This window comes from Anaeromyxobacter sp. K (genome assembly GCF_000020805.1).
Lineage (GTDB): Bacteria > Myxococcota > Myxococcia > Myxococcales > Anaeromyxobacteraceae > Anaeromyxobacter > Anaeromyxobacter dehalogenans.
Map to the genome: position 1 here is coordinate 3716115 of NC_011145.1, position 19899 is coordinate 3736013.

Annotated in this window: 19 protein-coding genes; 9 read left to right on the plus strand and 10 right to left on the minus strand. The window is 73.6% G+C overall.

The genetic code is table 11. The features are described from left to right. Positions 1-26: 26 nt before the first annotated feature. A complete protein-coding gene (locus tag ANAEK_RS16590) occupies positions 27-233 on the minus strand; it encodes a hypothetical protein (RefSeq protein WP_232288247.1) in 207 nt (68 codons plus the stop codon). A 456-nt stretch (positions 234-689) separates the two neighbouring features. Between ANAEK_RS16590 and ANAEK_RS16595 the strand changes: the two genes are divergently transcribed. Beyond that, on the plus strand, positions 690-1442 hold the full coding sequence (locus ANAEK_RS16595; protein WP_012527290.1) for an ATP-binding cassette domain-containing protein: 753 nt from the start codon (positions 690-692) through the stop codon (positions 1440-1442). Then, positions 1439-2911 carry a glycine betaine ABC transporter substrate-binding protein gene (locus tag ANAEK_RS16600; RefSeq protein ID WP_012527291.1) on the plus strand — a complete coding sequence of 491 codons (1473 nt, stop codon included), beginning with the start codon at positions 1439-1441 and terminating at the stop codon, positions 2909-2911. The genes ANAEK_RS16595 and ANAEK_RS16600 overlap by 4 nt, the downstream gene beginning before the upstream one ends. Here the strand turns inward: ANAEK_RS16600 and ANAEK_RS16605 are convergent. The 4 genes from ANAEK_RS16605 to ANAEK_RS16615 form a co-directional block, all read right to left on the minus strand. Then, positions 2799-4154 carry an MFS transporter gene (locus tag ANAEK_RS16605; protein ID WP_012527292.1) on the minus strand — a complete coding sequence of 452 codons (1356 nt, stop codon included), beginning with the start codon at positions 4152-4154 and terminating at the stop codon, positions 2799-2801. The two genes, ANAEK_RS16600 and ANAEK_RS16605, sit on opposite strands and share 113 nt — an antisense overlap. A gap of 72 nt (positions 4155-4226) precedes the next feature. Further along, positions 4227-4562, minus strand: a complete 336-nt coding sequence (locus ANAEK_RS23175) for a hypothetical protein (RefSeq protein ID WP_198137442.1) — start codon at positions 4560-4562, stop codon at positions 4227-4229. Between the two features lie 23 nt (positions 4563-4585). After that, positions 4586-4984 (minus strand): ZIP family metal transporter, encoded by a 399-nt coding sequence (locus tag ANAEK_RS23180; protein WP_232288248.1) that lies wholly within the window; start codon positions 4982-4984, stop codon positions 4586-4588. 70 nt (positions 4985-5054) lie between these two features. After that, positions 5055-7364: a nitric-oxide reductase large subunit gene (locus ANAEK_RS16615; RefSeq protein WP_012527293.1), complete on the minus strand. Its 2310-nt coding sequence runs from the start codon at positions 7362-7364 to the stop codon at positions 5055-5057. 343 nt (positions 7365-7707) lie between these two features. Between ANAEK_RS16615 and ANAEK_RS16620 the strand changes: the two genes are divergently transcribed. Together ANAEK_RS16620 and ANAEK_RS16625 are read left to right on the plus strand one after the other, a co-directional pair. After that, complete coding sequence (locus ANAEK_RS16620) at positions 7708-8115, plus strand: hypothetical protein (RefSeq protein ID WP_232288249.1); 408 nt, start codon at positions 7708-7710, stop codon at positions 8113-8115. Between the two features lie 2 nt (positions 8116-8117). Beyond that, positions 8118-9821 carry a PA domain-containing protein gene (locus ANAEK_RS16625; RefSeq protein WP_012527295.1) on the plus strand — a complete coding sequence of 568 codons (1704 nt, stop codon included), beginning with the start codon at positions 8118-8120 and terminating at the stop codon, positions 9819-9821. A 120-nt stretch (positions 9822-9941) separates the two neighbouring features. Here ANAEK_RS16625 and ANAEK_RS16630 read toward each other — a convergent pair whose 3' ends face one another. From ANAEK_RS16630 to ANAEK_RS16640, 3 genes are all read right to left on the minus strand, one after another. Then, entirely contained in the window at positions 9942-10646 is a 705-nt protein-coding gene (locus ANAEK_RS16630) for a YsnF/AvaK domain-containing protein (RefSeq protein ID WP_012527296.1), read from the minus strand. A 269-nt stretch (positions 10647-10915) separates the two neighbouring features. Continuing rightward, positions 10916-12130 carry a multidrug effflux MFS transporter gene (locus ANAEK_RS16635; RefSeq protein ID WP_012527297.1) on the minus strand — a complete coding sequence of 405 codons (1215 nt, stop codon included), beginning with the start codon at positions 12128-12130 and terminating at the stop codon, positions 10916-10918. Positions 12131-12267: 137 nt separating this feature from the next. Further along, a complete protein-coding gene (locus ANAEK_RS16640) occupies positions 12268-12816 on the minus strand; it encodes a YceI family protein (RefSeq protein ID WP_012527298.1) in 549 nt (182 codons plus the stop codon). 187 nt (positions 12817-13003) lie between these two features. On the opposite strand from ANAEK_RS16640, the gene ANAEK_RS16645 reads away from it, so the two are divergent. The 5 genes from ANAEK_RS16645 to ANAEK_RS16665 all read left to right on the plus strand — a co-directional run bounded on the left by ANAEK_RS16645 (position 13004) and on the right by ANAEK_RS16665 (position 17475). Then, complete coding sequence (locus tag ANAEK_RS16645; protein ID WP_157376710.1) at positions 13004-13570, plus strand: hypothetical protein; 567 nt, start codon at positions 13004-13006, stop codon at positions 13568-13570. A 37-nt stretch (positions 13571-13607) separates the two neighbouring features. Further along, positions 13608-14144 (plus strand): DUF1858 domain-containing protein, encoded by a 537-nt coding sequence (locus tag ANAEK_RS16650; protein WP_012527300.1) that lies wholly within the window; start codon positions 13608-13610, stop codon positions 14142-14144. Beyond that, complete coding sequence (locus ANAEK_RS16655; protein ID WP_012527301.1) at positions 14141-15388, plus strand: DUF438 domain-containing protein; 1248 nt, start codon at positions 14141-14143, stop codon at positions 15386-15388. Before ANAEK_RS16650 ends, ANAEK_RS16655 begins: the two co-directional genes overlap by 4 nt. Before the next feature lie 76 nt (positions 15389-15464). Further along, positions 15465-16091 carry an NADPH-dependent FMN reductase gene (locus ANAEK_RS16660; RefSeq protein WP_232288250.1) on the plus strand — a complete coding sequence of 209 codons (627 nt, stop codon included), beginning with the start codon at positions 15465-15467 and terminating at the stop codon, positions 16089-16091. Positions 16092-16446: 355 nt separating this feature from the next. Then, the gene (locus tag ANAEK_RS16665; protein WP_012527303.1) at positions 16447-17475 is read left to right on the plus strand and encodes an NADP-dependent oxidoreductase; all 1029 of its coding nucleotides are present in this window, start codon (positions 16447-16449) and stop codon (positions 17473-17475) included. An 84-nt stretch (positions 17476-17559) separates the two neighbouring features. On the opposite strand, the gene ANAEK_RS16670 is transcribed toward ANAEK_RS16665, so the two are convergent. Next, positions 17560-18042: a hypothetical protein gene (locus tag ANAEK_RS16670; RefSeq protein WP_012527304.1), complete on the minus strand. Its 483-nt coding sequence runs from the start codon at positions 18040-18042 to the stop codon at positions 17560-17562. Next, positions 18039-19892 (minus strand): glycoside hydrolase family 15 protein, encoded by a 1854-nt coding sequence (locus ANAEK_RS16675; protein WP_012527305.1) that lies wholly within the window; start codon positions 19890-19892, stop codon positions 18039-18041. The genes ANAEK_RS16670 and ANAEK_RS16675 overlap by 4 nt, the downstream gene beginning before the upstream one ends. Positions 19893-19899 lie beyond the last annotated feature (7 nt).

Consider the following 19899-nt stretch of genomic DNA (forward strand, 5'->3'; position numbering starts at 1 on the left):
CGCCGCCCCGTCGCGATCGGGGGTGTTCATGCGAGCGTGGTGTCCGCCTTCACCCCCGACCTCGGGTGACCACGCCGGTCCCCTCGTGCTGCAGGCGAGTCGCAGTCCGCGATGACCCTCGGGATGACGACCTCGTCCGGCATGGTCACCGCCATGATGGACGACGCCACCGACGGCGTGATGAACGGCATGATGGGATCGACCGCCATCTCGATGGACGGGATGGGGGGCATGATGGGCGGGACCATGATGCAGGGCACGGCCGGCACGTCGAGCCTCGGCGCGGGGGATGTCCGCCTTCGTCGGATCCTCGATGAACGTGTCCGGGGCCTCGCTCGGCGACTTGCAGCCCCTCATCGACAGGCTGACCGCGTCGGGCGGAACCATCCAGTAGCCGGTCGGCACGCGCCGGCGAGACACCGCGGCGGGCGCGCCGCCCCGATCGCCGGACCGCGCGCAGGGCACGCTTCGCCCCGACCTCCGCGCGGATCCTCCGGGAACGAGCGCCGACGACCCGGCGCCCGGTGGCGCGCCTTTGATGGGTACGCGCTCGATGCTCTCGATCGCGCGTGCCTGTCCGGCGCCCCCGGCGCGATCGTCGTTCCCCGGATGTCCGCACCGTGACCCCGCGGACCGGGGTAGAGGTAGACGCGAGAGGGGCGGCGGGGACGCGCGGCCCCGCTCACCGAATGACCCAGCCCGTCCTCGAGCTGCACCAGGTCACGAAGCGGTTCCGCGGGCCGGCGGCGATCGGTCCGGTGTCACTCACCGTGAGCCGTGGCGAGGCCGTGGCGCTCCTCGGGCCGAGCGGCGCCGGCAAGTCCACCCTCCTCCGCATCGCGCTCGGGCTCCTCCGCCCCGACGCCGGTGAGGTCCGCTTCCTGGGCGCGCCCATCGGCCCCGACGACCACGCGGCGCGCAGGCGGATCGGCTACGTCGTCCAGGGCGGCGGCCTGTTCCCGCACCTGACCGCCGCCGCGAACACCAGCCTCGTCGCGCGCCACCTGGGCTGGCCCGCGGGGCGCGTGCGCGCGCGGCTCGCGGAGCTGGCCGCGCTGGCGCGCCTTCCGGCCGACGCGCTGGAGCGCCACCCGGGCGCCCTCTCGAGCGGGCAGGCGCAGCGCGTCAGCCTGACCCGGGCGCTGATGCTCGATCCCGAGCTCCTGGTCCTCGACGAGCCGCTCGGCGCGCTCGACCCCATCACGCGGGCCGAGCTGCAGGAGGACCTGCGGGCCGCGTTCCGGGCGGTGTCGAAGACGGTGATCCTGGTCACCCATGATCTCGCCGAGGCGGCCTTCTTCGCGGACCGGCTGGTGCTCCTGCGGGACGGCCGGGTGGTCCAGGTCGGGACGCTCGGAGATCTCGCTCGCAACCCCGCCGATCCGTTCGTCGCCCGGTTCGTCGGCGCGCACCGGGCCCTCGTCCTCCCGGAGGAGCGGTGACGCTCGCGGTGGCCCTCGCCCTCGCCGCGCTGGCGGCGCCCGGGGTCCAGATCGGCTCGAAGGCGTTCACGGAGTCGGTCGTCCTCGGCGAGATCGTCGCGCGGACCGCCGCGTCCTCGGGGGCGGCCGCCGTCCACCGCCGGGCGCTCGGCGGGACGCGCGTGGTGTGGGAGGCGCTGACGAGGGGCGAGATCGACGTCTACCCCGAGTACACCGGCACCCTCGTCCGGGAGATCCTGGCCGGTGAGCCGATCGGCGACGACGCCTCCCTCCGGCGCGCGCTGGCGGCGCGCGGGATCGGCGTGGCGGCGGTGCTCGGCTTCGAGAACACGTACGCGCTCGGGATGCGGCGCGCAGCCGCCGAGCGGCTCGGGATCCGGGCCATCTCGGACCTGCTCCGTCACCCGGGGCTCCGGTTCGGCTTCACGAACGAGTTCGTGGACCGCGCCGACGGCTGGCCGGCGCTCCGGGCGCGCTACGGCCTCTCGGCGTCCTCGGTGCGCGGGCTCGACCACGACCTCGCCTATCGCGCGCTGGCCGAGGGCGCGCTGGACGTGGTGGACCTGTACTCGACGGATGCCCAGATCGCCCAGCTCGACCTGACGGTGCTGGACGACGATCGGCGGGCGTTCCCGCGCTACGACGCGGTGATCCTCCAGCGGCTGGATCTCGACGCGCGCGCCCCTGCGGCCGTCGCAGCCATCCGCCGGCTCGCGGGCACCATCACCGCGCGCGAGATGACCGCCATGAACGCGCGCGTGCAGCTGGAGCACGCCGACCCCGGCGAGGTGGCGGCGGAGTTCGTGGCGGAACGGCTCGGGCTCGCGCCGGCGCCGGTGGCCAGGGACAGGCTCGCGCGTCGCGTCGCCGACCGCACCCTCGAGCACCTCGTCCTGGTCGCCGTCGCGCTCACCGGCGCGATCCTCGCCGCGGTGCCGCTCGGGGTCCTGGCCGCGCGCCGGCCGCGGCTCGGCCGGCTCGTGCTCGCGCTCGTGGGGGTGGTGCAGACCGTCCCCTCGCTCGCGCTCCTCGTGTTCATGATCCCGCTCCTCGGGATCGGGGCGCGCCCCGCCATCGCGGCGCTGTTCCTGTACGGGCTCCTGCCGATCGTGCGGAACACGCACGCCGGGCTCACCGGGCTCGCGCCGGAGCTGCGGGAGTCGGCCGAGGCGCTCGGGCTTCCGCCGCTCGCCCGCCTCCGGCTCGTGGAGCTGCCGCTCGCCACCCCCGCCATCCTGGCCGGCGTGAAGACCTCCGCGGTCATCACGGTCGGCACCGCGACGCTCGGCGCGCTCGTGGGGGCGGGCGGCTACGGCCAGCCCATCCTCACCGGCATCCGGCTGCTGTCGGTGCCGCTCATCCTCGAGGGCGCGGTCCCCGCGGCGCTCCTCGCGCTCGGCGTGCAGGGGCTGTTCGATCTGGCCGAGAAGGTCCTCGTGCCGGCGGGGCTGCGCGCGGAGCGGGGGTGACGCCGCGCGGGTCGATCCGATCCGACGGTGCGCGCTCGCGCCGCGCGAGCACCAGGAACGGGAGGACCGTGAGCTCGATGACGGCCCCGGCGACGTAGGACATGGGGTAGCTCCACACGTCCGCGATCTTGCCGAGCGCCGGCTGGGCGATCGCGCCGCCCGCCGAGGCCAGCAGGTTGTCGAAGGACAGGACCGTCGCCCGCTGGGCGGACGGGATGAGGGAGTTCAGGTACGCCTGGCGGATCGGGATCGTCATCGCGAAGGCGACCGCCCAGCCCGCGAGCAGGGCGAGCACCACCCAGAACCGCGGGAACAGCCCGATGCCCGCCATGCACGCCGCGCTCGCCGCCGTCGTGAAGAGCAGGAACGTGGTGCGACGGTGGAAGCGCCTCGACACCCACGGCACGACGTAGGCGCCGGAGATCTGCGCCAGGGCCACCAGCGCGGCGGCGAGCCCCGCGACGGCGTACGACCTGCCCTCGCCGCGGAGCCGCAGCAGGTACGGCTGCATGGCGTAGAAGCCGAAGATGGGGACGCCACCGCCCAGCAGGCCGCCCAGCATGACCCAGCGCACGGGCCGGTTCCCCAGGCCGTGGTGGAGTGAGGCGCGCAGCACGGCCCGCACCTCCGCGACCACCGACGCGCCTCGCCGCGGCGTGAAGCCGACGTCGTGCATCGACGCGAGCGCGACGGCGAAGGTCAGGGCGAGGGCCGCGGCCCTGAGCGCGTACGGCACGCCGAGGTTCGTCGTCTGCGCCACGACGCCGCCGAGGATGGTGCCGATGAGCATCCCGGCGCCCTCCGCCATCTTGCCCCGCGCCAGCGCGGCGTCCACCGTGCCCGGGTAGTGGGTGGCGTGCAGGCCATCCACCAGCCACGCCTCGGTCGCACCGGAGAAGAAGGTGAACCCGAGCCCGAGCAGGATGGACGCCCCGGCCCAGCCCCAGAACGGTCCGTGGAGGCGCCACATGACGAGGTAGAGGAGCGTCCCGACGAACAGCGTGGCGGCGCCGAGCAGGTACGACACCCGCCGTCCCAGGGTGTCGGCGACGACGCCGGTCGGCACCTCGAAGAGCACCTGCCCGGCGGTGAAGAACGCGTTCGCGGCGAACGCCTGCGCCACGGAGAGGCCCGCGTCCAGCAGGAACAGCGTGTTGATTCCCCAGATGAAGGAGGACGCGAACGTGGAGAGGAGCGTCAGGACGACGTAGGTCCGCAGGATCTGGCGCGCCGTCGTCGCCATGCCGTGAGCCCTCGTGGTTCTTCCCCGCGGTGGAGCCCGACGTGAACGGGGGCCGGCGCCGCTGCCCTCGCGTCACCCTCCCAGCTTCGTGAGGACGAACGCGCCCAGGAAGCCGAACACCGTGACGAGCCCGGCGACGTCGTGGGCGTTCTCGAACGCCTCCGGGATCATGGTGTCCGCGAGCATCGCCAGGATCGCGCCGGCAGCCGTCGCCGTCGTCGCCGCGATCACGTCGGGCGGGAAGGCCCGGAACACGGTGAAGCCCAGCAGGGCCGCGACGGCGGACGCGATCGCGATCCCCGCCCACACGCCGAACACGTAGGCTGGCGTGCGGCCGGCCTGCCGCATCCCGGCCGCGCTCGAGAGCCCCTCGGGCACGTTCGACACGAAGATCGCGATGACCGCCACCCAGCTGACCGCGCCGCCGCCGATCAGCGACAGCCGATGACGATCGACTCCGGGATCCCGTCGAGGAGCGCGCCGAGCGCGATCGCGAGCCCGCTGCCGGAGTGCTCGGACTCGGACGGCTGCTTCCCGGGCCCGGAGCGCTTCCGGTGCCTGGCGCCGCGCCGGGAGAGCACCGCGGTGAGCGCGGTGTACACCACCGCCCCGGCCACGAACCCGATCGCCGTCGAGTCGAAGCCTCCGCGGCGGTACGCCTCGTCCATGAGATCGAACGACAGCGCCGAGATGAGCACCCCCGCGCCGAACGCCATGACGACGGCGATGACGCGCTGCGGGACGCGAGCGTAGAAGCCGGCGGCCGCCCCGAGCACGAGCGCCGAGCCGGCCACCAGCCCCCACGTCCCCGCCCACGCCCAGACCGGCATCAGGCGAAAGGTGCGCACGCGGGCCGCCCTCGCCTGCCCCGACCCGCCGGCCTCGCGACGGCCGCCCCGGTCACAGCCTGCGGGGCGCCGCGTGACCACCGGGCGCGCCCTCGGCCGCCGCGCCGGGGCCCTCCACGTCGCTGAAGAGGGGGCTCTCCCCGGCGGGCGCGGTGGTGGGGCGTGGCGCCGCCCGGATCCCGCGCCAGCAGAGGACCACCAGCGGCAGCACGCCGCCCACGATGAACAGGGCGTCGCCCGGGAGCCTCCACCACTCGAACAGCGAGAGCGGGCGGGCCGTGACGTACTCGAGCTGGCGGGCCTCGAAGTATCCGACCGTCACCGACCGGTAGAGCTGGAGCACGCCGATCGGGAACAGCGTCGCGAACACCATCCAGCCGAGCCCGAGGTTCAGCGACCAGAAGCTCACCTTCGCCAGCCGCTCGGACCAGCGCTCCGGCGCGACCAGGTAGCGCACCGCGAACAGCGCCAGCGCCACCGCGAGCATCCCGTACACGCCCATCATCGCGGCGTGCCCGTGGTTCGCCGTGAGCGCCGTGCCGACCTGGTAGTAGGAGACGATCGGGAGGTTGATGAGGAAGCCGAAGATGCCCGCGCCCACGAAGTTCCAGAACCCCACCGCGGCGAGGAACATGACCGCCCAGCGGTGGGGGAACGGCGCCGCGCCCTCGCGCTGCTGCGCCTTCGCGAGCGACAGGAAGCTCCAGGCCTCGACGGTGAGGAACGTGAGCGGGATGACCTCGGCGGCGGAGAAGAACGCGCCCAGCGCCATGTGCTCGGCCGGCTCGCCGGAGAAGTACACGTGGTGCATCGTCCCCACCACGCCGCCCACCGAGTAGAGGATGATCTCGAGGTAGACCAGCCGCACCGCGGCCTTCTCCGCCACCACGCCGAGCAGGACGAAGAGGTAGGCGACGATCGCGGTGGTGAAGAGCTCGAGGAAGTCCTCGACCCACAGGTGCACGACCCAGAACCGCCAGTAGTCGGTGACCGTGAAGTGCGCGCGCGGGTGGGCGAGCAGGCCCACCGCGTAGAACGCCGGGATGGCGAGCGCGGCGAAGAAGAACAGCCACGGCATGTTGCCGAGGTGCTCGCGGGCGAGGCGCGGGCGCAGCGTCCGGTACAGCATGGCCGCCCAGGCGAAGAGCCCCGCGATGAGGAGCACCTGCCAGAAGCGCCCGAGCTCGAGGTACTCGAACCCCTGGTTCCCGAGCCAGTAGCCGCGGATCCACCCGTGGATGCCGGCGAGCTCTCCGAAGAGGCTGCCCACCACCACCACCGCGAGCGCCCCGAGCAGCGCGAACGCGAGCGCCCGCTGTCCGCGGGGCTCGCGCCCGGCGATCATCGGCGCCACGAAGATGCCGGCGGCGAGGTAGGACGTCGCCACCCAGAAGATGGCGAGCTGCAGGTGCCAGGTGCGGACCACGTTGAACGGGAGCAGCGCCGCCAGGTCGATGCCGAAGAAGCCCTCGAGCTCGGCGCGATAGTGCTGGGTCGCACCGCCGACCAGCGTCTGGGCGAGGAACAGCAGCGCCATCACGAGGAAGTACCAGCCGGTGGCGCGCTGGCCCGGCGTGAGCGGAACGTCCTGCGGCCGCCGGAACGTGAGCGTCTGCGTCTCGCGACCCTGCCAGCCGAGGAACCGCCACCGGCCGAACGCGGCGAACAGGAGCCCCGTCCCGCCGAGCAGCGCGACGAGCGAGAGGACGCTCCACACCACCATCGAGCCGGTGGGACGATTCAGGACGAGCGGCTCTGGGGGCCAGTTGTTCGTGTACGAGTAGTCGGCGCCGGGGCGGTGCGTGGAGGCGGCCCAGGCGGTCCACGCGAAGAACGCCGTGAGCTGACGGAGGTCCTCGGGGGTCGAGACGAGGCCGGGCGAGAGCCCGGTCCTCGCGCTCGGCAGGGAGAAGAACGCGCGCAGCGACTCGCGCACGTGGTCGAACGCCGCCGCCTGGCCGTCGGTGAACCTCAGCACGCCGGTGGCAGGGTCGTAGCGGTTCTCGCGGAGCTCGGCCCAGGTCCGCGGGCCGCCTTCGCGCTCCGACTCGCCGTTCCGCGCCGCCACGAAGCGCGCCGACCTCCGCAGGTACTCGGCGGTGAAGTCCGGCCCGAGGTAGCCGCCGTGCCCGAGCACGGAGCCGTAGTCCATCAGCCCGCGCGTGAGGAACAGCTCCTGGCCCGCGAGGACGTCCTCGCGGTCGAACACCACGCGGCCGCGCGGATCGAGCGTCCTCTCGGGGATGGGCGGCGAGGCGGTGTAGGTGCGCCAGGCGAGGACGCCCAGGATGCCGAACCCGACGACGAGGACGAGCAGCGCGGCCTGCGGCCACGCCCGCGAGACGAGCAGTCCTCTGCGCATGCGGTCTCCTCGGGGAGAGCGCCTCACGCTGGCGACCCCGCCGCGGCCTGGCAAGCGAGCAGCCCCGCGAGGAGGGTGACCCGGGTCGGTCGATCGCGCGCAGCGGCGGCTCGGGGGCGCCCGACGCTGGACGCGCATCGACCGCGTTCGCGCCATCCCTTGTCGAGGGGACACGCGCCAGCCGACGCGCCGGCTGCGAGGACGCAGCGTGAACATGCCCCACCCTTCGGGGATGCCGTTGCCCATTGCGGGAGCGCGACGCGCCTTTTTACGTAGCGTCCACACCGCCTCACCTTCACCAACAGTTCAGCGGGGGAACATGCGCCAAACCGTACCGTTCGTCATGACCGTGGCCGCGCTACTCGGAGCGCCAGCCGTCTCGCGAGGCCAGCACGCCGCGAAGGAAGCCCGGAGAGACCCGGACGTCGCCGGCGCGTCGGCGGCCCAGGCCGCGACCGATCCGCGGACGCACGCGCTCCGCCAGCCGACGCAGGCCGAGCTGGAGGAGCTCCTCCGCGGCCTCGAGCCGCTCGTGAGCCAGTCGTCCGACGGTCTCGCCGAGGTGATCCTGCCGAACGGCGCCGTGGGCCTGGACCTTCAGGATCGCTTCCAGAGCGTCTCGCTGGCCCGCGTCGGCGCCGAAGGCGTCCGCACCGAGTGCGTCGGCACGCCCGCCGAGGCCCGGTCGTTCCTGGAAGGCCAGCTCGCGCCGGCCGAAGCGCCGGCGGCCGCCCCGCTGGAGGAGGAGTGACCATGCGCGCCAACCGGTCCTCGCTCCTCCTCGCGCTGCTGGCGGTCGCGCTCCCGGGCGCCGCCCTCCCCGCCGCGCAGATCACGATCGTGAACGTCAACGCGCCCGGCGTGGGCTTCAACGATCCCACCCCGGCGGCCCCGGTCGGCGGCAACCCGGGCACCACCGTCGGCCAGCAACGGCTCATCGCGTTCCAGCGCGCCGCCGAGATCTGGGCGTCGTCGCTCGACAGCGCGGTCGAGGTCCGGATCCAGGCGTCGTTCGTGCCGCTCGCCTGCACCGCGAGCGCGGCCACCCTGGGCTCCGCCGGCGCGATCCAGGTCTTCCGCGACTTCCCGGGCGCAGCGTTCGAGAACACCTGGTACCACGTCGCCCTGGCGAACAAGCTCGCCTTCACCGACCTGGCCCCGGGCGACCCGAACTCCAGCGCCGACGACCTCCGCGCCCGGTTCAACAGCGAGATCGGCAAGGTCGGGTGCCTCACCGGAACGAGCTGGTACTACGGGCTCGACAACGGCCACACCGCGAGCCAGATCAACCTCGTGACCGTGCTGCTGCACGAGTTCGCGCACGGCCTCGGCTTCTCCAGCTTCGCGAACGTCAGCACCGGCGCGTACCTCGTCGGCTTCGGCGACGTCTACTCCAAGTTCTACTTCGACGACACCGCGGGCAAGTTCCGCGACCAGATGACCGACGCCGAGCGACAGGCCTCCGCCGTCAACCCGCGCGCGGTGGTCTGGAACGGACCGAGCGTCACCTTCGCCGCGCCCGCGGTGCTGACGCCCGGGACGCCGCTGCTGCACGTGAACGCCCCGGCCCCGGCCGACTACCAGGTCGGCGCGGCCTCGTTCGGCCCGGCGATCGGCTCCCCCGGGATCACCGGTGACGTGGCGCTGGCGACCGACGCCTCGAACCCGACCGGCCCCTCCTCCACCGACGCGTGCACCGTCATCGACGCGGCGGCCGGGGTGGCGGGCAAGATCGCGCTGGTCGATCGCGGCGCCTGCGGCTTCGCCGTGAAGGTGAAGAACGCCCAGGACGCGGGCGCGATCGCGGTGATCGTCGCCGACAACGTGGCCGGCGGGCCGCCGGCGGGGCTGGGCGGGGCGGACCCGTCCATCGTCATCCCGTCGGTGCGGGTCACGCTGGCGGACGGCAACGCGCTCAGGGCCGCCCTGGCGCAGGGCGCCGTCAACGTGACCCTCGGCCTCGATCTCGCCGTGATGGCCGGCGCCGATCGCGACGGGCAGGTCCTGCTCTACACGCCGAACCCGGTGCAGCCCGGCTCGTCGGTGTCGCACTGGGACACGAGCACCTCCCCGAACCAGCTCATGGAGCCGGCCATCAACGCCGACCTGCCGCACTCGGTGGACCTGCCGCAGGACCTGACCCGGCCGCTCCTGCGCGACGTGGGCTGGTACCCCGACGGCGACCTCGACGGCGTCGCCGACGACGCCGGGGACCAGTGCCTCGGGTCCGATCTGCGCGCGACCGTGATCGTGGGCGGGGAAGACACCGGCGTGAGCAACACGCTGTTCACGAACGGCTGCACCATCGCCGACCTGCTGGGCCGGTGCGACGCGACCGGCAACCGCGGCGCCACGCTGAGCTGCTCGGCCCACCTCACCAAGACGCTCTCGGATCAGGGGTTCCTGCCGGTCGTGAAGATCGGGGCCGTGCAGCGCGCCGCGGCGCGCAACCCGTAGCGCGGGGGGCCGTGTGGCGGGACCGGTCCAGCGCCGGCCCCGCCACGCGGCCAGCTCGACATCCAAGGCTCCCCCTGCCACGGCGCTCCATGGCCGGGGGGAGCTCTGGTCCATCATCCGTCACGGCAGCTGGTCGTCATCGTCCCGCCTCGGCGGGAACGGCCCAGGCTCGTCGCCCCGGAGCGGGCGCGCACCACCCTCGCCCTCGACGTGCACGCGCTCCTTGCGGAGGTCCTCGTCGGCTGCTCGCTGCTCGGTCACACGCTCCTTGCGGAGCCGGACCTCCTCCTTGACGACGGGACGCTTGCGGATCTCGACCTCCTCCTCGTGGACCGGGACCGAGACGCTGTCCTTCTCGAACGCCCTCTCCCCCGCGCTCATGGCGCGCTCGCCGCTCGCCGGCGTGCGCTCCACGTGGACCACCTCGCGCGTCACGGGGACGTCCACGTGCTTCGTCTCCGTCACGACGTCCTTGCGGAGCCGGACCTCGCCGGCATCCCGCTCGCGCTTCAGGACGTCGAGCTCCTCCTCGTGCACCGGTACCCGGATGTCCTCGGCGCTGGTCCGCGCCGTGTCGCGGGTGTCGGTGAACCCGTAGTCCCCCCGCTCGCGCATCGCGACGAAGGCGTCCTTGGTCATCGCGAGCCGGATCTCGTCGTCGGTGATCCCGCTGATCTCGTCGTACCGGGCGATGTAGTCCTTCGGGAAGAAGAGGCCCTTCTCCACCGTGAAGGTCCGATCGTCCTTCGCGACCACCTTGCCGAGCTTCTCGCCATCGCTGCTCAGAACCGTCATCCCGTCCTGCACCATCCAGCGGTCGTTCATCTGTCGTCCCTCCCGGCCTCAAATCCTGCTTATGCCCGGGCAAGCGGCCTGCCCTGCGGCGCGAGCCGCGACCGGGCTGGCGACCGGGTGAGAGGAGCAGAGGAAGGCGACGGCCCCGGCGATGTCCTCCGGCCCGGCCAGCCACCGGAGCGGTGTGTGCGCGGCGATCGCCTCGGGGAGCTGCGCCGGCGGGTCGCGCGTCGCGGCGCGGCGCCGGGGTGTCCGTGGGCGACGCGGCTTCGTCGGCACGACTCGACGCCATGGCAGCTTCATCGCACCGGGCCAATCACCGCGTCCCGCCCTGGGACGGCGTCGGCCTCGCCTCGCGGCCGCCCGCGCCGCGAGAGCGCGAGCGCGACGCCGCTGCAGGCGAGCATGACGAGCGCCATCGGCCGCGGGGTGCCGTCCGCCAGCAGGCTCACCGCGCCGGACGCGAGGACGCCGCTCCCGGACTGGACCAGCCCGAGCACCGCCGAGGCGCTCCCGGCGCGCTCGCCGCGGAGGTCCATCGCGCCCGCGGTCGCGCTGGGGAGCACGATGCCCACGGTCGCGACGCCGGCGATCATGAACGCGGCGACCAGGGCGGCGCCGGCGCCCATGTGGACCGCCACCGCGAGCGCGGCGTAGGCGACCGTCGCGGCGGTCGTGCCGGCGCGCAGCGCGCGGGCGACGCCCACCCTTCGCACGAGCCTCCGGTTCACCAGCGCTCCGCCCACCACGGCGAGCGCGTTCGCCGCGCCGACCAGCCCGAACCGCTCGGGCGACAGGCCGAACCGCTCGATGAACACGAAGGGCGCGGCCGAGATGCAGGCGAACAGCCCCGCCTCGCTGGCGCCGCCGACGAGGGAGAGGCGCACGAAGCTGCCGTCGCGGAGGGCGGCGGCCGCCCCGCGAAGCGGGTGGCGGGCTGGGGCCGGCGCGCCCGCCGGGGCGAGGCTCTCCGGCAGCGCGAGCGCCACCAGCAGGGCGAGCGCGAGCCCGGCGGCCGCGAGCACGGCGAACACGGCGCGCCAGCCGAACGCGACGACCAGGTGCCCCCCGAGCACCGGGGCGACGACCGGCGCCACCCCGCTCACGAGCATGCGAGACGCGTACACGGACGCGGCCTCGCGCGCCGCGCAGTGGTCGCGCACCACGGCGCGCGAGACGACGATGACCGCGCAGGCGCCGAGCCCCTGCGCGAAGCGCGCGGCCCACAGGACCTGGAGCGTCGGGGCGAGCGCGCCGGCGACCGAGGCGGCCGTGTACAGCGACAGCCCGCCGAGGAGCGGCGGCCTGCGGCCGAGGCGGTCCGAGAGCGGACCGTGGATCAGCTGTCCGGCGACGATCCCGCCCAGGTAGGCGGCGAGCGTGAGCTGGACCGCCGGGATGCTCGCGCCGAGCGACCGCGCGATGCTCGGGAACGCCACCGCCGCCGTGTCGATCGACAGCGGGCCGATCGCGGCGAGCGCTCCGAGGATCCAGGTGAGGCGGCGGCGGGACATGCGGCTGGGGTTCGTGGGTCCGGGGCGGAGGAGCCCCGCGGGACGGAGCTCGAGAACGGCGCGGGCCGGCCCCTGCCGGAGCCGGCCCGCGGGAGGACTCGCTTGCGGCGCGGAGCGATCGCCGCGCGCGCGCGGGATCACGCCGCGACGGGGGTGGCGGCGGCCTTCTTCACGGCCTCGAGCTCGATCGTGATCTCGACCTTCTCGCCGACGAGCACGCCGCCCGCCTCGAGCGCGGCGTTCCAGACCAGGCCGAAGTCGCGGCGATCCAGCGAGGCCTTCGCGGCGAAGCCGGCGCGCTCGTTGCCCCAGGGATCCTTGCCCGTGCCGGCGAACTCGGCGTCGAGGACGACGTCCTTCTTCACGCCGTGCAGCTCGAGCTCGCCGGTGACGCGGTAGCCGGCCCCGCCCTTCTCGATCCGCTTCGACCGGAAGGTGAGCTGCGGGTACTTCGCGACGTCCAGGAAGTCCGCCGAGCGCAGGTGCGTGTCGCGGTCGGCCACCTGCGTGTCGATGGAGGCGGCGTCGATGGTCACCTCGACCGAGGACCGGGTGAGGTCCTGCGGGTCGAGCTGGATGGCGCCCGACCACTTCGCGAAGCGGCCGTGCACCTTCGAGATGACCATGTGGCGCACGTGGAAGTGGATGGCGGAGTGGCTGACGTCGATGTCCCAGGTATTCGTCATGGCTTGGTTCCTCGGTTCCGGGGTGGAGGGCGCGTGGCGCTCGGTACGGGAGGCAATCTGGCGCTGTTCCCGTTTCGGCGCAATGCAGGCGGCGGCACTTGTCTGTTGCTGAGATGCAACAGTCCCGGCGCGGCGAGGAGGGTTGACTGCGCCCGGCCCCGAGACGTATGGTCGCCCCATGATGATAATGAGTCGCATTATCACCGACGACCGGACGCCTCCTCTCCCCTCCCCGTCGGATCTCGTCGAGGCCTGCGATGGCTGCCCGCAGCGGCCGAGCGCGAGGGCGCGCGATCCGGGAGCCAGCCGTCCATCGCCCGAGGTCGCCCCCCGCCGGATCTGGGACATCGATCCCTCGACGCTGGCCCTCGTCACCGGCGTGCTGCTCCGCCGCGAGGACGTCGAGTCCCTGCTCGACGGGTTCGGCCGTCGCGATCACGCGGGCTTCCGCGAGGAGGCCCTTCGCGTGAGGCTCCTCCTGGGCTGCACGAACCCGTGTGCGCTCGCCGAGGCGGTGGAGCACGATCTCGAGCGGAGAACGGAGGGTTTCCGTGCCGCCGTCGAGCGCTGTCCGATGATCCAGCTCGCGGAGTGGTGGTCGCGCGAGCGCGATCGGGCGTCGGGCGAGGCGCTCGCCGCGCTGCTGTGGCGCCTCGCCTGCGATCCGCGGCCGCACCTGGAGCCGCTCCTCTCCAAGGTGGGCGGGCACCTGTGCGTCCGGGCGATGCAGCTCGTCCGCGAAGGTTCCGCGTGACGCGGCGCGACGAGGCGTCGAGCGAGGGGAGATCGTCATGGCCGCAAAGGACGACGGCGCCGCGAACATCACGCCGGACTCGCGGGTCGGAGAGCTGCTGGAGCGCTGGCCGCAGCTCGAGGACGTGCTCGTCGAGCTCTCGCCCCGGTACCGCGCGCTCAGGAACCCGGTGCTCCGGCGCACGGTCGCGAAGGTCGCCACGCTCCGCCAGGTCTCGGTCGTCGGCGGCGTCCCGCTCGCCACGCTGATCGAGCGGCTCCGCACCGCCGCCGGGCTCGCGCCGCTCGCCGTCCCGGCGGCGGAGGCCGGGGTGCCCGGCCGGCGCCCACCGTGGGCGGCGGAGCAGGCGGTGACGCGGCGCCACGATGCGCGCGCGGCCATCGAGGCCGGCGAGCACCCCATGCCGAAGGTGATGGCGGACCTCGCCGCGCTCGGCGAAGGGGACGTCTACGAGCTCGTGACGCCCTTCGTCCCGGCGCCGCTCGTGGATCTCGCCCGCGGGAAGGGCTTCGAGAGCTTCAGCGTCTCCGAGGGAGACGCCCTGGTGCGGACCTACTTCCGGAGGGCCGGATGAGCGAGCTCATCAACAACCGCGAGAAGCGCGTCCAGACGCTGAAGGAGATCATCCTGCACCTGCACCGCGGCGAGGCGCCGGAGGCCGTGCGTGGCCGGCTCGCGGCGCTCATCGCGGACGTGGACGCGAGCGAGGTCGCGGCGATGGAGCAGCAGCTCATGGCGGAGGGCATGACGCACCAGGAGGTGCAGGCGCTCTGCGACCTGCACGCGGACGTGCTGCAGGACGTGATGACCCGGCCCGCGACGCCCATGCCGCTCGCGCCCGGCCACCCCGTGCACCAGCTCCGCGCCGAGAACCGCGCCCTCGGTGCCGCGGCCCAGGCCGCGCGCCAGCTCGTCCGGAACCTGGCGGCGCTCCCGGACGAGGGACGCTTCGATGCCGAGCGCGTCGAGGCGCGCCGCGCGTTCGAGGTGCTCTGGGAGGTGGACAAGCACTACCAGCGCAAGGAGCACCTCGTCTTCAGCGTGCTCGAGCGCCACGGCACCACCGGCCCGAGCAAGGTGATGTGGGGGAAGGACGACGAGGTGCGGGAGCTGCTGAAGGCCTCGCTCGCCGCCCTGGGCGAGGAGGAGGTCTCGGGCGCGGAGCTGAAGGTGGTCGCCGAGACCGTGCTCGATCCCGCGCTCTCCGCGCTCGAGGGCATGATCTACAAGGAGGAGAACATCCTCCTGCCCATGACCCTCGGGCTGTTCACCGCGGAGGACTGGGGCGAGATCTTCCGCCAGAGCCCCGAGTACGGGTGGTGCCTCGTCGCGCCGGCCACGGGCTACCGTCCGCCCGAGCCGCGACCGGTGACCGACGCCGTGAAGCTGCCGCCGGCGCAGGCGGTGCAGTTCCCGAGCGGCACGCTCTCGTTCGAGCAGCTCCTCGGGCTGTTCCAGACGCTGCCCGTGGACCTCACGTTCGTGGACCGGGACGACCGGGTGGCGTTCTTCAGCGAGGGCCCGGACCGCGTCTTCGCCCGCTCGCGCGCCGTCATCGGCCGCGAGGTGAAGCACTGCCATCCGCCGAAGAGCGTCCACGTGGTGGAGCGCATCGTCGAGGACTTCAAGGCCGGGCGGCAGAGCGTGGCGGAGTTCTGGATCGACCTCCACGGCCGGTTCGTGCACATCCGCTACTTCGCCGTCCGCGACGCCGCGGGCGCGTACCTCGGCACGCTCGAGGTCACGCAGGACCTGACGCCGCTGCGGGCGCTGCAGGGCGAGCGGCGGCTGCTCGAGTACGACGCGCCGGGGCCCTGACCGCGGGACCGCCCTGACCGGCCGAACCCGAGCGGTCGCGGTGCCCGCCGGGTCCGCGCCGCCTATCCTTCGCGCCATGAGGCGGCGTCGTGCCGCCTGCCCGAGCCTCCCGCGCTCGGTGGAGGTTCCCATGGCCAGCTACAAGGTCGGCTATCTGATCGGCAGCCTCGCGAAGGCGTCCATCAACCGCCAGCTCGCCGGGGCGCTCGTGCGCCTCGCGCCGCCCGAGCTGGCGATGACCGAGATCCCGTTCAAGGACCTCCCGCTCTACAGCTACGACTACGACGCCGACTACCCGCCCGTCGCGCGCACGTTCAAGAAGGCGATCGAGGACAGCGACGCGATCCTGTTCGTCACGCCGGAGTACAACCGCTCCATCCCCGGCGGCCTGAAGAACGCGATCGACTGGGCGAGCCGGCCCTGGGGCCAGAACTCCTTCACCCGCAAGCCGTCGGCGATCATCGGCGCGTCGATCGGATCGCTCGGCACGGCGCTCGCGCAGCAGAGCCTTCGCGGCGTGCTGGCGTTCTGCAACTCGCCGCTCATGAACTCGCTCGAGGCGTACATCCACTTCAAGCCCGGGCTCATCACGCCCGAGGGCGAGGTGACCGAGCCCTCCACGAAGGACTTCCTCGCGAACTACATGAAGGAGTTCCACGGCTTCATCGTCCGCGTGCTGACCGTGCTCCCGCGCGGCGCGTGAGCGCTTCATCAGGTCGCTTCCGAAGCGCAGCGCCACGGTGAGCGGACCGCATCGCGCACCCGGGCCCGCCCCTGCCGCGGTGGCCGACCTCGGCGTGCGCGGGTTCGTGCTGCCGTGGCTGACGCGACCCTCCACGGCGGCCACGCCCTTTTCCATCGCTTCGAGCGCTCCGCGGGCTGCGAGGATCGCCTCGCGCCCCCCGCGCTCCGTGGCTCCCGCATTCACTTGACGTCCGGAGGGTTGATCCGCATATCCGCACCACCCTCCGGTCGAAGGGTAGCGGGCTCGACCGCGACCGAGCCTCGCAAGACCTCACAGCTCACGTCCCGCCTCAGGCCCCACCGGGAGAATCGCCATGTCGCAGCGCCCCGCCATCAACCGACGCATCGTGCTCGCCGCTCGCCCCCGCGGCGCGCCGACCGCGCAGGACTTCCGCCTCGAGCAAGTTCCCGTGCCGGCGCCCGCGGCCGGCCAGGTGCTGCTCCGCACCGTGTACCTGTCGCTCGACCCGTACATGCGGGGCCGCATGAGCGAAGGTCCCTCCTACGCACCTCCGCTGGAGCTCGGGGAGACGATGGTCGGCGGCACGGTCAGTCGCGTGGTCGCCTCCAGGCACCCTGGCTTCCGCGAGGGCGAGCTGGTGGTCGGCGCCACCGGCTGGCAGGACTGCGCGCTCTCCGACGGCGAGGGGCTGATGCCGATCCGCGACCTCGCGCACCCCTCGTACGCGCTCGGCGTGCTCGGCATGCCCGGCTTCACCGCCTACCACGGCATGCTGAACATCGGCGAGCCGAGGCCCGGCGAGACCGTGGTGGTGGCCGCCGCCAGCGGCGCGGTCGGCGCCGTGGTCGGCCAGATCGCCAGGCTCCGGGGCGCGCGCGTGATCGGCATCGCCGGCGGCGCCGAGAAGCGCCGGTACGTGACCGAGGAGCTCGGCTTCGACGCCTGCCTCGACCGCCGCGACCCCGGGCTCGCGCAGCAGCTCGCCGCGGCGTGCCCGGACGGCATCGACGTCTACTTCGAGAACGTCGGCGGCGCGGTGCTCGACGCCGTGCTGCCGCTCCTGCGCGAGGGCGCGCGCGTGCCGGTGTGCGGGGGGATCGCGCACTACAACGACGCGGCGCCGCCGCCGGGCCCGGACCGCCTGCCGATGCTGATGGCGCTCGTGCTCCGCAAGCGCCTCCGCCTGCAGGGGTTCATCATCCTCGACCACTACGCGGACGGCTACGCCCCCTTCCTGCGCGACATGAGCGCCTGGGTCGCCGAGGGCAAGGTGAAGCTGCGGGAGGACGTGGTCGTCGGGCTGGAGAACGCGCCGGCGGCGTTCATCGGCCTGCTGGAGGGCAAGAACTTCGGCAAGGTCGTCGTCCGCGTCGCCGACTGACGCGGGGTCCGGTGCGGTGGGGGACGGGCGAGCGCGCAGCCCCGGCATCCGCGGGGTCACGTCGCCGTCGCCATCCCTCCACCGTCACCCCGGCATCACGCGATAGAACGCGCCCAGGATCCCGCCGAAGACGAGGTGCGCGGCGAGCGTGGTGATGGGCGTGCGCGCCCCGTAGTTCAGCGCGAGGAACCCGGGCGGCTCGAGCTGCCGCGTGACGTCGGGGCCCTGCGCCTCGCTCGCCATCCTCGGGTGGAGGCCCGGCAGGATCCGCATCCCGGCGGTGAGCACGAACGCCGCGTGAACGAGACCGATGGCGGCGCCCAGCCACACCGACGCCCTGCCCCAGGCCTCGAACGCGGCGACGTAGAGCAGCGAGAACAGCCAGCCGTTCAGGAGGTGCACGCCGAACCCGAGGAGCTTCGCCCGGTCGCGGCTCGGCGTGAGCATCGTCCCCAGCATGTACGGCAGGTTCATGCGGGTGAGCCGGAGGCCCTGGCTCGCCGACATCACCGTCGTGAGCACGACCGTCCCGACGAACCCCCAGAGCAGCCAGCTCCCGACGCTCATGGGCCCACCTCGTCGGCCGCGGGCAGCTCGCGCACCTCCGCAGCCGACGCTGGCGCCTCGCGCCGGAGCCGCCGCTCCAGCGAGAGCGCCGCGTTGATGAGGCCGACGTGCGTGAACGCCTGGGGGAAGTTCCCGACCGCCTCGCCGGTGGCGGGGTCGATCTCCTCCGCGAACAGGCCCACGTCGTTCGCGAACCCGCACAGCCGCTCGAGCGTGGCCTGCGCGTCGGCCGCGCTCCCCGCCCCGAGCGCCAGGGTCTCGGCGCCCCAGAAGCAGCAGATCCCGAACGCGCCCTCGCCGGGCGAGTCGCCGGTGCGGTACCGGTAGAGGAGGCCGTCCCGCGCGCCGAGCTGCTCGGTGATCCGCCGGTACGTCGCGCGCATGCGGGGCGCGCTCGCGTCCTGGAACCCGTACCACGGGATGAGGAGCAGCGACGCGTCGAGCTCCTCGCCGTCGAGCCGCGACACGTAGCTGCCGAGCCGCGCGTTCCAAGCGCGCGCCTCGACCTCGCTGCGGATCGCCGACCGGTTCCGCTCGAACAGGCTCACCGGCGCCCGCCGTACGTGGCCCTTCGCGTGCAGCTCGAGGAGGCGGTCGAGGGCGGTCCAGCAGAGGACGCGGGAGTGCGTGTTGTGGGCCGCTCCGGACCGGGGCTCCCAGATGCCGTCGTCCGGCCGCTGCCAGTTGCGGCAGACGTACTCGCCCAGCGCGGACAGCATCCGCTGCGTCTCGCGGTCGAGCGTCCCGCCGCTGCGGACGAAGTGCGCCACCGCGTCGATCACCTCACCGTAGACGTCGAGCTGGAGCTGGCCCGCGGCGCCGTTCCCGACGCGCACCGGGCGCGATCCACGGTGGCCCGCGAGGTGACCCAGCGTGCGCTCGGCGGCGGGCTGGTTCCCGTGGACGTCGTACAGCACCTGGAGCGCCGGCTGCGTGAGGCGGGTCGAGTGCAGGAGCCAGCTCACGAACGCGTCCGCCTCCTCCTGGAAGCCGAGGCCGAACAGCGCCCGGACCGTGAGGGCGGCGTCGCGCAGCCAGCAGTACCGGTAGTCCCAGTTGAGATCGCCCCCCACCCGCTCCGGGAGCGACGTGGTGGGCGCCGCGACGACGGCGCCGGAGGGCGCGTAGACGAGGAGCCGCAGCGCGAGGGCGCTCCGCACCACCGCCTCGCGAGCCGGTCCCCCGTAGCGGATCCGCGCGGCCCAGTCGCTCCACCAGCCGACCGTCCGGTGGAGGGCGTCGTGCGTCGCGGCGCCGAGCGGCGGCAGCACGGCAGGCCACTCGCTCGCGAGCGTGAGCGCGAACTGGCACTCCTCGCCGGCGCGGACCCGGATCCGCCCGGTGGCGCGCCCGCCGTCGTCGATGCGCAGCGGCAGCCCGGCGCGGAGCGCGACGAGCCCCGCCCGCGTCTCCAGGCGCAGCCCCAGCCCGCCCGCGTCCACGAGCCGCGGCCGCTCGCGCCCGTAGTCGGGGCGCGGCTCGAACGTCGCCTCCAGCTCCACGTCGCCGCGCTCGCACGCGGCGATGCGCAGGATGGCGTGGTCGGGGAGGAGGAGGCGCCGCCGCTCCGGGTCGGACGCGACCGGCATGAAGTCCGTGACCGCGACGGTCCCCGAGGCGGTCTCGAACCGCGTCTCGAGCACGTTGGTGTCCCCGAGGTAGCGCCGGCGGGTCCGGAATGGCTGCGTCGGCGCGACGGTGAAGTGGCCCGCCCCGTCATCGAGGAGCGCGCCGAAGACGCTCGGGCCGTCGAACCGCGGCCAGCAGAGCCAGTCGATGCTCCCGCGCCTGGACACGAGCGCCGCCGACCGGCCGTCGCCGATGATGGCGTGATCGTGGATGCGCTCCACCCGCACC

Excerpts from the sequence above, each read along its gene's own strand:
- ANAEK_RS16645 (WP_157376710.1), top strand. The coding sequence starts at position 13,004 with ATGAGTCGCATTATCACCGACGACCGGACGCCTCCTCTCCCCTCCCCG.
- ANAEK_RS16655 (WP_012527301.1), top strand. The coding sequence starts at position 14,141 with ATGAGCGAGCTCATCAACAACCGCGAGAAGCGCGTCCAGACGCTGAAG.
- ANAEK_RS16590 (WP_232288247.1), bottom strand. The coding sequence starts at position 233 with ATGCCCCCCATCCCGTCCATCGAGATGGCGGTCGATCCCATCATGCCG.
- ANAEK_RS16665 (WP_012527303.1), top strand. The coding sequence starts at position 16,447 with ATGTCGCAGCGCCCCGCCATCAACCGACGCATCGTGCTCGCCGCTCGC.
- ANAEK_RS16640 (WP_012527298.1), bottom strand. The coding sequence starts at position 12,816 with ATGACGAATACCTGGGACATCGACGTCAGCCACTCCGCCATCCACTTC.
- ANAEK_RS16615 (WP_012527293.1), bottom strand. The coding sequence starts at position 7,364 with ATGCGCAGAGGACTGCTCGTCTCGCGGGCGTGGCCGCAGGCCGCGCTG.
- ANAEK_RS16650 (WP_012527300.1), top strand. The coding sequence starts at position 13,608 with ATGGCCGCAAAGGACGACGGCGCCGCGAACATCACGCCGGACTCGCGG.
- ANAEK_RS16620 (WP_232288249.1), top strand. The coding sequence starts at position 7,708 with ATGACCGTGGCCGCGCTACTCGGAGCGCCAGCCGTCTCGCGAGGCCAG.
- ANAEK_RS16670 (WP_012527304.1), bottom strand. The coding sequence starts at position 18,042 with ATGAGCGTCGGGAGCTGGCTGCTCTGGGGGTTCGTCGGGACGGTCGTG.
- ANAEK_RS16660 (WP_232288250.1), top strand. The coding sequence starts at position 15,465 with ATGAGGCGGCGTCGTGCCGCCTGCCCGAGCCTCCCGCGCTCGGTGGAG.
- ANAEK_RS16635 (WP_012527297.1), bottom strand. The coding sequence starts at position 12,130 with ATGTCCCGCCGCCGCCTCACCTGGATCCTCGGAGCGCTCGCCGCGATC.
- ANAEK_RS23180 (WP_232288248.1), bottom strand. The coding sequence starts at position 4,984 with ATGCCGGTCTGGGCGTGGGCGGGGACGTGGGGGCTGGTGGCCGGCTCG.
- ANAEK_RS16630 (WP_012527296.1), bottom strand. The coding sequence starts at position 10,646 with ATGAACGACCGCTGGATGGTGCAGGACGGGATGACGGTTCTGAGCAGC.
- ANAEK_RS16605 (WP_012527292.1), bottom strand. The coding sequence starts at position 4,154 with ATGGCGACGACGGCGCGCCAGATCCTGCGGACCTACGTCGTCCTGACG.
- ANAEK_RS16625 (WP_012527295.1), top strand. The coding sequence starts at position 8,118 with ATGCGCGCCAACCGGTCCTCGCTCCTCCTCGCGCTGCTGGCGGTCGCG.
- ANAEK_RS16595 (WP_012527290.1), top strand. The coding sequence starts at position 690 with ATGACCCAGCCCGTCCTCGAGCTGCACCAGGTCACGAAGCGGTTCCGC.